Source organism: Nocardia sp. NPDC004722 (genome assembly GCF_053601505.1).
This window is the reverse complement of sequence record NZ_JBSGBY010000215.1, coordinates 1-12,329: the sequence shown is the minus strand read 5'-3', so window position 1 is coordinate 12,329 and position 12,329 is coordinate 1. Positions and strand designations below refer to the sequence as shown.

The 12,329-nt window shown below is 67.0% G+C and carries 10 protein-coding genes; all 10 read left to right on the top strand.

Translation table 11 applies throughout. The features are described 5' to 3' along the window. The coding region (gene prcB, locus ACWELQ_RS21560; protein ID WP_452398833.1) for a proteasome subunit beta at nucleotides 1–545 on the top strand (545 nt) is incomplete at its 5' end. Beyond that, nucleotides 542–1,312 (top strand): proteasome subunit alpha, encoded by a 771-nt coding sequence (gene prcA, locus ACWELQ_RS21555; RefSeq protein WP_452398832.1) that lies wholly within the window; start codon nucleotides 542–544, stop codon nucleotides 1,310–1,312. The genes prcB and prcA, both read left to right, overlap by 4 nt. Before the next feature lie 468 nt (nucleotides 1,313–1,780). Then, entirely contained in the window at nucleotides 1,781–3,187 is a 1,407-nt protein-coding gene (locus tag ACWELQ_RS21550) for a zinc ribbon domain-containing protein (RefSeq protein ID WP_452398835.1), read from the top strand. A gap of 171 nt (nucleotides 3,188–3,358) precedes the next feature. Further along, nucleotides 3,359–4,717, top strand: coding sequence for a Pup--protein ligase (pafA, locus tag ACWELQ_RS21545; RefSeq protein WP_357085449.1), 1,359 nt, complete (start codon nucleotides 3,359–3,361; stop codon nucleotides 4,715–4,717). A 160-nt stretch (nucleotides 4,718–4,877) separates the two neighbouring features. Further along, on the top strand, nucleotides 4,878–5,870 hold the full coding sequence (locus tag ACWELQ_RS21540; RefSeq protein ID WP_452398831.1) for a helix-turn-helix transcriptional regulator: 993 nt from the start codon (nucleotides 4,878–4,880) through the stop codon (nucleotides 5,868–5,870). Nucleotides 5,871–5,992: 122 nt separating this feature from the next. Next, entirely contained in the window at nucleotides 5,993–6,946 is a 954-nt protein-coding gene (locus tag ACWELQ_RS21535) for a helix-turn-helix transcriptional regulator (protein ID WP_452398834.1), read from the top strand. Then, entirely contained in the window at nucleotides 6,943–7,974 is a 1,032-nt protein-coding gene (locus ACWELQ_RS21530; RefSeq protein WP_452398830.1) for a 2-dehydropantoate 2-reductase, read from the top strand. Before ACWELQ_RS21535 ends, ACWELQ_RS21530 begins: the two co-directional genes overlap by 4 nt. Before the next feature lie 63 nt (nucleotides 7,975–8,037). Beyond that, nucleotides 8,038–8,310, top strand: a complete 273-nt coding sequence (tatA, locus tag ACWELQ_RS21525) for a Sec-independent protein translocase subunit TatA (protein WP_452398829.1) — start codon at nucleotides 8,038–8,040, stop codon at nucleotides 8,308–8,310. A 99-nt stretch (nucleotides 8,311–8,409) separates the two neighbouring features. Further along, the gene (tatC, locus tag ACWELQ_RS21520; RefSeq protein ID WP_452398828.1) at nucleotides 8,410–9,384 is read left to right on the top strand and encodes a twin-arginine translocase subunit TatC; all 975 of its coding nucleotides are present in this window, start codon (nucleotides 8,410–8,412) and stop codon (nucleotides 9,382–9,384) included. Nucleotides 9,385–9,387: 3 nt separating this feature from the next. Further along, the gene (locus tag ACWELQ_RS21515) at nucleotides 9,388–12,081 is read left to right on the top strand and encodes a DEAD/DEAH box helicase (protein WP_452398827.1); all 2,694 of its coding nucleotides are present in this window, start codon (nucleotides 9,388–9,390) and stop codon (nucleotides 12,079–12,081) included. The last annotated feature ends 248 nt before the right edge of the window (nucleotides 12,082–12,329 follow it).

The window sequence follows — 12,329 nt, the reverse complement described above, 5'->3', positions numbered from 1 at the left end:
CGATCGAGATGATCCGCCTGTTCGCGGTGGAGCTCGAGTACTACGAGAAGATCGAGGGCGTTCCCCTCACCTTCGACGGCAAGTCCAACAAGCTGTCGAAGATGGTGCGCGACAACCTCCCCGCCGCCCTGCAAGGGCTGGCGGTGGTGCCGCTGCTGGTCGGCTTCGACCCGGACGCGCTGGACCCGGACAAGGCCGGGCGCATCGTGTCCTACGACGTGGTCGGCGGACGCAGCGAGGAGCGCTTCGGGTACACCGCGGTGGGGTCGGGTTCACTGTTCGCCAAGTCGTCGCTGAAGAAGACCTACACGCGCGGCCTGAATCAGGACCGGGCGCTGCGGATCGCGATCGAATCGCTCTTCGACGCCGCCGACGACGACACCGCCACCGGCGGTCCGGACACCATGCGCAACATCTACCCGACCGCGATCGTGATCGACGCCGAGGGCTCCGAGGTCGTGACCGAGGAACGCCTCAAGGAGATCACCCGATCCATGGTGGAGGAGCGGGCCGCGCTGGCGGCAGAGGGGATCGGCGAAGCATGACACTGCCGTATTACGCATCCGCCGAACAGATCATGCGCGACAAGACCGAACTTGCGCGCAAGGGCATCGCACGCGGCCGCTCGGTCGTGGTGCTGGTGTACGACAAGGGCGTGGTGTTCGTGGCCGAGAACCCCTCGGCCACCCTCCACAAGATCAGTGAGCTGTACGACCGCGTCGGGTTCGCGGCCGTCGGCAAGTACAACGAGTTCGAGGCACTGCGCCGCGGCGGCATCCTGCAGGCGGATCTGCGCGGCTACCAGTTCGATCGGCGCGACGTGACCGGCCGCTTCCTGGCCAATCTCTACGCCCAGAGCCTCGGCACCATCTTCACCGACCAGCTCAAGCCCTACGAGGTGGAGATCTGCGTCGCGGAGGTGGGATACCCGGAGCAGTCGACGAACTCGGTGCTCTACCGCATCAACTTCGACGGATCCATTGTCGACGAACGGGAATTCGTGGTGATGGGCGGCAACACCGACCCGATCACCACCGCTCTCAAGGCTTCCTACAAGCCCGGCCTCGATCTGCATTCGGCCGTCGCCACGGCGGTGGCCGCGCTGCAGAAGGCCATCCCCGAGGGCGACAAGGACAAGACCCGCACCCTGGCCGCCTCCTCCCTCGAGGTGGCAACCCTGGAGCAGTCCCGTCAACGCCGCGCCTTCCGCCGCATCCAGGGCGCTGCGCTGCAAGAGTTGGTCACCGGCAAGGCCCCGACCGCGAAAGCCGCGGCCGAAGCCGAGAAGCCGTCGTCGGGAGACCCCTCGTAGGGAACGCGCAAATTCAATTATCGATTCGGGCCGCGAACCTATTGGTTCGCGGCCCGTCTCGTTCTGGACTGAGTGGCGCGGGGGAGCGAAGCGGAGGGAAGAACGAGACTTCGAGGGCCGCGAACGGCCGGAGCGAAGCGGAGGCAATTGGACACAGTGCCCTGCTTTTTCGACCGGTCGGTCGACCTCGCAATCGAGTTGCCTTGCGCAGAATCATGATTAGGATCCGGGGAGCAAGATCATCATCAATCCTGGGGGTGGGCCATGAAATTTTGGCGGTTGTTGTGCTGCTTCGCTGCGGTCATCGGCGGCGGAGCTGTCGGCCAGGCGACCTGGCCATGGCTCGGGATCGCGGTGGCGCTCGCCGTCGTGGTCGGAGGAGTCACGTTCGAGCAGAAGGTCCTCCGTCCCTGACGAGAACCGTTCCGGCGATAGTCTGTCGGTGGCGCCTGCGACGATGACACGGTGATGCGTGCCTATCGGCTGCCGACGACTGCCAATCGGGGCAAGCTTGCGGCCGTTGCCGCCATCCTGCCGGAGTGGCAGCGTGGATTGGTTCACGTTCAGTACATCCAGGTTCGCAAACTGAAGTCTGGCGTGACCGATCTTGGTTGGCTGCGAGGGGAAGAGATCTGCGCGCTGCCTTCGTACTTGTCTCGTCGCCAATGGAAGTCGGTGGTCAACCAGGTAAATATGGCGTTGCAAGCCTGGCAGGAGGCGGCGAAGACCGGCATACGGAAGCTGATCGACACGGTGCGCGATCCCGAGTTGCGCACTGACCTGTACCGGATCAACGCCTGTGCGGCTTGGTGGCGACAGCAGAATCTGCTCGCCGACGGTCGCGGCCTCGAGGTGTCGGACGAGGCGCTGGTCGTAGCCGCGCGCCTGGCAGGTGACTGGGTTCGGGCGCATCCGTTTCCAAATCTGAGCAGGGTGCGCACGATGCACATGGACGGTCAGATTGCCGGGGTCACGGCTGCTGACAGTTCGCACGCCGACTACTGGGTGAAGGTGTCGACGCTGACGCGGCACAAGCCAGTGAATATCCCGCTTCATGGGTATGAGTACTTCACTGCCGCTCCGGGCGAGGTTCGCAACTTTTGTCAGGTCGACGTGAGTGCCGCAGGTGAGGCGTCGTTCACGCTCGTGAAGAAGTCGGCACCTGTGGCGCGGCGTGACGTTGGGGTCTCGGTCGGCCTCGACTGGGGAGTGCGGAACGTCTTCGCGACCAATGAAGGTCAGATTCTCGGACGGCGGATCTATGGTTGGCTGACCGACCGGGATGCCGAGTTGTGCTCGCTCACAGCATCTTTGCAACGGCAGCGTGTTCGTCCGAGTGAGTCGAAGCGATACCGGAGACTGAACCGAAGGATTCGGGAGTACGTCCGCAACGAGGTGAATCGGATCCTGAATCGGCTGACCGGGAACGACATTCGTGAGCTGGTGGTCGAGCGGCTCGACTTCCGGATGGGAGGCTTGTCGAAGCGGCTCAACCGCATCCTGATGCGTGCCGGAAGGGCAGCGGTGAAGGCCAAACTGGCTGCGCTCCCGGAGAGTCACGGTGTCGCCGTCACCGTGGTGAACCCGGCTCATACCTCGCGGGCGTGCTCGAATTGCGGCTATGTAGACAAGAAGAATCGAACGTCGCAGAAGCGGTTCGAGTGTCGTTTCTGCGGCAGGAAGCTCCTGGCGGACATCAATGCCGCTCGCAATATCCTCGGACGTTCCGGGGAGAAGAACGGCTACCTGTATCTGTCCAAGGAGACAGTCCTTGCGTCGATGGACCTTCGTTTCCGCACTCGCTGGTGCGTGGATCCGGCCGGTCTACGTGAGCGACGATTACGCGGTTTGCAGTACCGCTCCGCCGTCTTGTGACGGCGTCCAACGACGGAACAGCCAGGACTCCAGATCCCGGAACAGGGCGTCGCTTTGGGTTGATGACAGCTCATGCGATGTTGCATCCCGTGCGAAATCGTTGCCAAGACGTTTGCATCGGGTCTGTGACACCACCCTTTTCGGGCTGGATATGGCTGTAATGTCGATACTGTGCAGCGACGAATCATGGGGATCGAGACCGAATTCGGGGTGACGTGCACCTTCCACGGCCACCGACGGTTGAGTCCTGACGAGGTGGCCCGGTACTTGTTCCGCCGGGTAGTTTCTTGGGGCCGTAGTTCTAACGTGTTCCTCCGCAACGGTGCCCGGCTCTATCTCGATGTCGGTTCCCATCCGGAGTACGCGACGGCTGAGTGCGACAGCTTGGTGCAGCTGGTGACTCACGATCGAGCTGGTGAGCGGGTCCTGGAGGATCTACTCATAGATGCCGAGCAGCGGCTCGCGGAGGAGGGGATCGGCGGGGATATCTACCTGTTCAAGAACAACACCGACTCCGCGGGCAACTCCTATGGGTGTCACGAGAACTTCCTCGTGGTGCGGGCTGGGGAGTTCTCCCGGATCTCGGATGTGCTGTTGCCGTTCCTGGTTACCCGGCAGTTGATCTGCGGGGCGGGGAAGGTGTTGCAGACGCCGAAGGCCGCTACATTCTGCCTATCGCAGCGGGCCGAGCACATCTGGGAGGGTGTGTCCTCGGCGACCACGCGGTCGCGGCCGATCATCAATACGCGTGATGAGCCGCATGCCGATGCCGAGAAGTACCGGCGGCTGCATGTGATCGTGGGCGACTCCAATATGGCGGAGCCGACGACCATGTTGAAGGTCGGTACCGCTTCGCTGGTGCTGGAGATGATCGAGGCGGGGGTCGCGTTCCGAGACTTCGCTCTGGACAACCCGATTCGCGCGATCCGCGAGGTGTCGCACGATCTCACCGGTCGTCGTCCCGTGCGGCTGGCGGGCGGGCGGCAGGCCAGTGCGCTCGAGATCCAGCGCGAGTACTACGCCCGCGCGGTCGAGCATCTGCGCAACCGCGATCGCGACCCGCAGGTGGACGCGGTGGTGGATCTGTGGGGTCGCACCCTCGATGCCGTCGAGGCGCAGGATTTCGCCAAGGTGGACACCGAGATCGACTGGGTGATCAAGCGCAAGCTGTTCCAGCGCTACCAGGACCGCTACAACATGGAGCTGTCCGATCCCAAGATCGCGCAGCTGGATCTGGCCTACCACGACATCAAGCGCGGCCGCGGCGTCTTCGACCTGCTCGCCCGCAAGGGTCTGGCCAAGCGGATCACCGAGGACGACGCCGTGGACGCGGCGGTCACCACGCCGCCGCAGACCACCCGGGCCAAGCTGCGCGGTGACTTCATCACCGCCGCGCAGGAGGCGGGCCGCGACTTCACCGTCGACTGGGTCCACCTCAAGCTCAACGATCAGGCGCAGCGGACCGTGCTCTGCAAGGACCCGTTCCGCTCGGTCGACGAGCGCGTGGACCGGCTGATCGCCTCGATGTAGGGAGAGCCAACGGCAACGGGCCGCGAACCCCTGGGTTCGCGGCCCGTTCTGCGAGTGTGGGCCGCTGTATCGGCGTGCGGATCGGTCATTCGGGGACCGTTGGGGGCAAACCCGACCGCCCATGCTCCACCCGGGCGATCGGCCTACTACTCTCTACGGGGTGGCGATATCCAAGGTCGAGCGGTTGATGAATCTGGTTATCGCGCTGCTGTCCACCCGCCAATTCCTGACCGCGGAGCGTATCCGGGACAGTGTGGCCGGGTATGAGGAGTCCGCGAGCGACGAGGCGTTCAGCCGCATGTTCGAGCGGGACAAGAACGAGCTGCGCGATCTGGGCATACCGCTGGAAATCGGTCCGGTCAGCCGGTATTCGGGCGTCGAGGGCTACCGCATCAACCGGGACGCCTACGAACTACCCGATATCGATCTCACCAGCGAGGAAGCCGCCGCTGTCGCGGTGGCCGTGCAGCTGTGGGAGTCGCCGGAGCTGGCCGCGGCCGCCGAGAGCGGACTGCTCAAGCTGCGCGCCGCCGGAATTCACGTGGAGCCCGACGCCGGGGTGTCGGCGGTGCCCGCGGTCCCGGCGCGAACGCGCGGCTCGGAGCCGGTGCTCGGCAAGCTGCTCGCGGCCATCGACGCCGGGCGGGCGGTCACCTTCAAACACCGTCAGTCGCACGGGGATCCGGTCGAACGCGATGTGCAGCCGTGGGGTGTGGTCACCCATCACGGCCGCTGGTACCTGGTCGGGCACGACAATGCCCGCGACGCGCAGCGGGTGTTCCGCATCTCGCGCATCGACGAGGACGTCACCGAATACGGCCCGGCCAATGTCGTGCACAAGCCCGACGACCTGGACCTGCGGGCCGTGGTCGCCGAGGTCACCGCGCAGACGCCGATCACCGGCTCCGCCACGGTGTGGGTGGCCGACGGGCGCGGCCAGGAGATCCGCCGCCTCGGACCGGTCATGGAGGAGCGCGAGCTCGGCGGCCGGGCGGGCGCGATCGTGGAGGTGCCCATCCGTTCCCGTGACTGGCTGGCCCGCCTCATCACCGGTCTCGGCGCGGATGCCCTGGTGCTCGCGCCGGAAGACCTGCGCGACAATGTGATCGCGCGCCTGAAGTCGGTGCTGGAACGGACGGAGGTCACCGCGTGAGCGACGCGAACACCACGCGCAAGGGCGCCCTCGGCACCCGCGCCTCCGACGGCGCGAAGGAACGACGCGGCAATGCCGCGGCCACCAGCCGTCTTTCGACCCGGCTGGCGCGACTGCTCAACATGGTGCCGTACTTCCAGGCCAATCCGGGCATCAGTGCCGCGGAAGCGGCCGCCGAACTGGGCGTCACCACCAAACAGCTGATGACCGATCTCAACCAGCTGTGGATGTGCGGCCTGCCCGGTTACGGTCCCGGCGACCTCATCGACCTGTCGTTCTCCGAGGAGAGCATCGAGGTCACCTTCTCCGCGGGCATCGACCGCCCGCTGCGGCTCACCTCGCTCGAGGCGACCGCACTGCTGGTGGCCCTGCGCTCGATCGCGGACCTGCCCGGCATGGTCGATCCGAGCGCGGCCCACGCGGCCACCGCGAAGATCGAATCCGCCATCTCCGGACGGGAATTCACCGGCCCGGCCCTGCCGCTGCCGGTGGAGGCGCCCGCCGTGGCGACCGTGCGTGCCGCCCTCGAACACGCGCACGCCCTGCGCCTGGTCTACTACTCGGCGAGCCGCGATGTGGTGTCCGAGCGTGTCGTGGACCCGATCCGAATCGTGCTGGTGGACAACAACAGCTACCTGCAGGCGTGGTGCCGGCAAGCCGAGGGCGTCCGGCTCTTCCGCCTCGACCGCATCGAGGAGGCCGCCGAACTCGACGAACCGGCGCGCCCGCCCGCCGAGGCCGCCGCCGACGAGACCGCCGCCCTGGACCTGTTCGTCGACGATCCCGCGGTTCCGCTGGCGCGCTTGCTGATTCGCCCCGACTACGCCTGGGTGCTCGAGCAGTACCCGATGCACCGGGTCACCGCGCACGCCGACGGCAGCGTTGAGGCCACCATGCGCTTCGCCACCCTGGATTGGATGGCCCGGTTGCTGCTGGGCTTCGGCGCGGGCGTCACCGTGCTGGGTCCGGCCGAACTGGTGACGGCCGTGCGGGAGCGTTCCAGTTCCGCGCTGTCGGCGTACGCCGCCGCGGACGCGTCCTTCGCCGCCGGGTTCGAGGAGGTCGGTCCCGCTTGAGTTTCCGCGTGACGGTGCTGGGGGCGGGCAGCATCGGATGCTATGTCGGGGGCCGGCTGGCGGCGGCGGGAGCGGAGGTCACCTTCGTGGGCCGCCCGCGCGTGGTCGAGGAGTTGCGGACCTTCGGCCTGCATCTGACCGATCTCGACGGCGACAGCGTCCGCCTCGCACCCGACGCCTTCCGCACCGCCACCGAACCGAGCGGCGACACCGATCTGGTGTTGATCGCGGTGAAGTCCGCGGGCACCGCGACCGCCGCCGCCGAACTGGCCGGTCTGGTGAAGCCGGGGACGGTCGTGATCAGCCTGCAGAACGGCATCGGCAACGACGCGGTCATCCGAGAGATCCTGCCCACCTGCGTGGTGCTGGCGGGCATGGTCATGTTCAACGTGGTCCATCACGGACAGGGCCATTTCCATCGCGGCACCACCGGCACCGTGGACATCGCCGACGACCCGGTGCTCAACCGGTTCGCGCCGATCTTCGGCAAATCCGGCCTCGGCTTCAAACGCCACCCCGACCTGCTGCCCGTCCAGTGGGCCAAGCTGCTGCTCAACCTGAACAACCCGATCAACGCGCTCTCCGGTCGCCCGCTGCGTGAGGAACTCGGCACCCGCGACTACCGCCGCTGTCTGTCGCTGGCCCAGCGCGAGGCGCTCGCCGCCATGGCCGCCGCCCGCATCCGCCCGGCGCGGCTCACCCCGCTGCCGCCGGAGGCGATGGCTCGCCTGCTGACGATGCCCGATACCGTGTTCCGCAAGGTTGCCGGGAAGGTGCTGGCAGTCGACCCGGTGGCCCGCTCCTCCATGGCCGACGACCTCGCCGCCGGACGCAAAACCGAAATCCCTTGGCTGTGCGGTGAAATCGTGAGCCTCGGGGCCATGGTAGGAATACCCACGCCGGTGAACCAGAAGCTGATCGATCTCGTGACAGCGGCGGAGAACGGCGACCGGCGCACCTGGTCGGGCCCGGAATTGCTGGAACAGCTCTCTCGAGCCGCGCGTGACAGCGCGGCGAACGAGGGTTGACAACGAGGTTCGCGGTATGCGGGTCCGGTAGCATCGGACTCACCAAGTCTTTGGAGGTATGGAATGACAGGCGCCATCAGCCCGTGGCACTTGCTGATCGTTGTGCTGATCTTCTTGCTGTTCTTCGGTTCGAAGCGCATGCCCGACGCGGCCCGCAGCCTGGGTCGCTCGATGCGGATCTTCAAGACCGAGGTCAGCCAGATGCAGAACGAGGGCAAGACGGGCGAGGCCGCTCCCGAGGCTGCCGCCCAGCCGGTGCAGCCGCCGGCGCAGCTGCCCCCGGCCCAGCCGGTGCAGCAGGCCACGCCGCAGCCGAACGACCAGCAGAAGGCCTGAGGCCCCACGTTTTGTCCGGGATGAGGGAATCTCATCCCGGGTAAGTCGTTGTCCGGGTCCGGGTCTTGTTGGCCGTAAGGCGGAGGCAGTCACACACACATGCGCATCCCGTTCGATCCCCGGCGCAGCAAGCGCCGCACGAACCCCGACGGCACCATGTCGTTGGTGGATCACCTGCAGGAGCTCCGCAGGCGACTGCTCGTCGCTCTGGCCTGGGTCGCGCTCGGCACCCTGTTCGGCTTCTTCTGGTACTCGCACGGTTTCTTCGGGATCGACTCGCTCGGTGAGATCCTGCGCGGGCCCTACTGTGATCTGCCCGCCTCGTCGCGGGCCAATCTCAGTGCCGACGGCGCGTGCCGGTTGCTGGCGACCGCACCGTTCGAGCAGTTCACCCTGCGCCTGAAGGTGGGCACCACCGCGGGCATCGTGGTGGCCAGCCCGTTCTGGCTGTATCAGCTGTGGGCCTTCATCACCCCCGGCCTCTACGCCAAGGAACGCAAGTACGCGATCTCCTTCGTGGCGGCGGGTGCGGCGCTGTTCGTCACCGGCGCGGTGCTGGCGTATTGGGTTGTCGCCCATGCCCTCAGCTTCCTGATGACCATCGGCAACAACGTGCAGATCACCGCCCTGTCGGGTGCGCAGTACTTCAGCTTCATCATCAAGCTGCTGGTGATCTTCGGTGTGAGCTTCGAAACCCCGTTGCTCATCGTGGGTTTGAACTTCCTGGGAGTGCTGACCTATCAGCGGCTGACCAAGTGGCGGCGCGGACTGATCTTCGGACTGTTCGTGTTCGCGGCCATCGTGACGCCGCAGGACCCGATCTCGATGCTGTCGCTGGCGCTTGCGCTGACGTTGCTGTTCGAGATCGCGGTGCAGGTGGCGCGCCTCAATGACAAGCGTCGCGCCCGCAAGGCCGAGGCGTGGGAGAACCTGGCCGACGATCAGGCGTCCCCGCTGGACACCACCCCCGGCGGTGTCGACGCGCCGACCCCGGTGCCGACCGCGGAACCGGTCGCCGCCACACCGGTCGAGAAAACAACAGGAGCCGTGTCGGATTACTCCGATACTCTCTGAAAAGTGACATCAAGGTCGCTTACTGGCGAACTGGCGGCATTCGCCGCCGAACTGAAATTCGAGCTCGATCCGTTCCAGCGGCAGTCGTGTGAGGCGCTCGAGGGCGGGCACAGTGTGCTCGTCTGCGCGCCCACCGGCGCGGGCAAGACCGTGGTGGGCGAATTCGCCGTCCACATGGCGTTGGCCGCGGGCGGCAAGTGCTTCTACACGACGCCGATCAAGGCGCTGTCGAATCAGAAGTTCGCCGATCTCACCGAACGTTATGGTCGCGACGAGGTCGGCTTGCTGACCGGTGACCAGTCCATCAACCCGGACGCCTCGGTGGTGGTGATGACCACCGAGGTGCTGCGCAACATGCTCTACGCGAGTTCGGATGCGCTGCGCGGGCTTTCGTACGTCGTCATGGACGAGGTGCACTACCTGGCCGACCGCTTCCGCGGCGCGGTGTGGGAAGAGGTCATCCTGCACCTCCCGCCCGAGGTGCGCCTGGTCAGCCTGTCGGCGACGGTCTCCAACGCCGAGGAGTTTGGCGCGTGGATGGAGACCGTGCGCGGCGACACCGCGGTCATCGTCGACGAGACCCGGCCGGTGCCGCTGTGGCAGCACGTCATGGTCGGCCGCCGCATGTTCGACCTGTTCGACGACAAGTCCAGCGACGCCAAGGTGGTCGTCGACGAGGACCTGGTGCGCTACATCAAGCACCGCGAATCCGTTGATCGGATGGACAATTGGGCGGTGCCGGGGCGCGGGCGGGGCGGGCCGCGGCGTTCGTTCCGGCCGATGCCGCGGCCGGAGGTCATCGCCAAGCTCGACGACGAGGGGCTGCTGCCCGCGATCACCTTCATCTTCAGCCGCGCCGGGTGCGACGGCGCGCTGGCGCAGTGCGTGCGTTCGCGACTGGACCTCTCGCGCGACGACGATCGCGCGGTCATCGACGAGATCATCGAGAAGCACACCGGCGATCTGCCGCGCAGCGACCTCGAGGTGCTCGGGTACTGGGAGTGGCGCGAGGGTCTGCACCGCGGCTTCGCCTCGCATCACGCGGGCATGCTGCCCGCCTTCCGGCACACCGTCGAGGAACTGTTCGTGCGCGGGCTGGTGCGCGCGGTATTCGCCACGGAGACACTGGCTCTGGGCATCAACATGCCCGCGCGCACGGTGGTGCTCGAGCGCCTCGTCAAGTTCAACGGCGAGAGTCACGCCGAGCTGACGCCGGGGGAGTACACGCAGCTCACCGGGCGTGCGGGGCGGCGCGGCATCGATGTCGAGGGGCATGCGGTGGTGCTGTGGCAGCCGGAGGTCGACACCAGTGCGGTGGCGGGTCTGGCCTCGACACGCACCTACCCACTGCGCTCGTCGTTCCGGCCGGGCTACAACATGTCGATCAACCTGGTCGATCGCATGGGCGCGACGGAATCGCGGGCGCTGCTGGAGCGGTCCTTCGCCCAGTTTCAGGCCGACCGGTCGGTCGTGGGTCTGGTGCGGGGCATCGAACGCAATGACGCCCAGCTGCGCAAGCTGCGCTCCCAGCTCGGCGACGAGAGCTTCTTCGAATACATCCAGTTGCGCGAGCGCATCCGGGAACGCGAACGCGATCTGGAACGGCAGAGCCGCACCGATCGCCGTCAGGCCGCGGTGAATTCGCTCGGCGCGCTGCGGCGCGGCGATGTGGTGGCGATACCGTCCGGGCGTCGTCAGGGTCTCGCGGTGATCCTGGAACCCGATGCGACACCGGGGGATCCGCGTCCGCTGGTGCTCACCGAGGACAAGTGGGCCGGGCGCGTGTCCGCCGCGGACTTCCCGACCCCGGCCGAATCGCTCGGGCGGCTGCGGCTGCCCAAGCATGTCGACCACCGCACCGCGCGGGTGCGCCGCGATCTGGCCTCGGCGCTGCGCAGCACCGGGATCACCATGCCGCGCCGCGCCCGCACCGGCGGCAAAGCCAAGGCCGCCGACGACCGCGACCTGCAGACCCTGCGCCGGGCGCTGCGCAATCATCCGGCACACGCGCGGCCGGATCGCGAGCAACTCGCGCGGATCGGCGAACGCTACAACCGGGTCGAGCGCGAGACCGAGCACCTGCGCCAGCAGGTGGCGGCCACCACCAACTCCCTCGCGCGCACCTTCGACCGCATCCTCGGGCTGCTCGAGGAACGCGGTTACGTCGCCGACGGCGAGGTCACCCAGGACGGCCGCCGCCTGGCGCGCATCTACGCCGAAGCGGATCTGGTTGTGGCCGAAAGCCTTCGGCAGGGACTGTGGCGCGGGCTGGGTCCGGCCGAACTGGCCGCGGTGGTGTCGATCCTGGTCTACGAATCCCGGCAGGAGGGCGGCTACCTGGGCGCTTCCGGGCCGACCGCGCCCATTCGCCGGGCCGTGGACGCCACCATCGGCGTCTGGTCGCAGCTGCGGTCCGACGAGTCCCGGCACCGTCTGGCGCCCACCCGCGAACCCGACCTCGGATTCGTCTCGGGCATCTACACCTGGGCGCGCGGCGACGACCTCGCCGATGCGCTGCTCGCCAGCGGCGATCGCGGAAACCCGCTCTCGGCGGGCGATTTCGTGCGCTGGTGCCGCCAGGTCATCGATCTGCTCGACCAGATCCACAACACCGCCGACGATGTCGAGGTGGCGGCCACCGCGAGCAAGGCGGTGCGGGCCATCCGCCGGGGTGTCGTGGCCGTGGACGCGGCGTAGTAGATGTGACTGTGCTTTGATTCAAGGGTGTACCGACCGCAGTGGAGGCACGCGAGCGTGTTTCCGCTCGGGGGGCTAGCGTGAGGACAACGGATTGCGAGTGGAGGCAAGCAAATGAGCGGCCCGTACGGACCGAATGACGCCCCTGGCCAAGGGGGAGGCAACGATCCGACGCAGCAGTGGGGCGGCCAGCAGCCCGCGCCCAGCGCCGGACCGACTCAGCAATGGGGTGGCCAGCAGCCCGCGCA

Excerpts from the sequence above, each read along its gene's own strand:
- ACWELQ_RS21550 (WP_452398835.1), top strand. The coding sequence starts at position 1,781 with ATGCGTGCCTATCGGCTGCCGACGACTGCCAATCGGGGCAAGCTTGCG.
- tatC (WP_452398828.1), top strand. The coding sequence starts at position 8,410 with ATGCGCATCCCGTTCGATCCCCGGCGCAGCAAGCGCCGCACGAACCCC.
- tatA (WP_452398829.1), top strand. The coding sequence starts at position 8,038 with ATGACAGGCGCCATCAGCCCGTGGCACTTGCTGATCGTTGTGCTGATC.
- prcA (WP_452398832.1), top strand. The coding sequence starts at position 542 with ATGACACTGCCGTATTACGCATCCGCCGAACAGATCATGCGCGACAAG.
- ACWELQ_RS21535 (WP_452398834.1), top strand. The coding sequence starts at position 5,993 with ATGGTGCCGTACTTCCAGGCCAATCCGGGCATCAGTGCCGCGGAAGCG.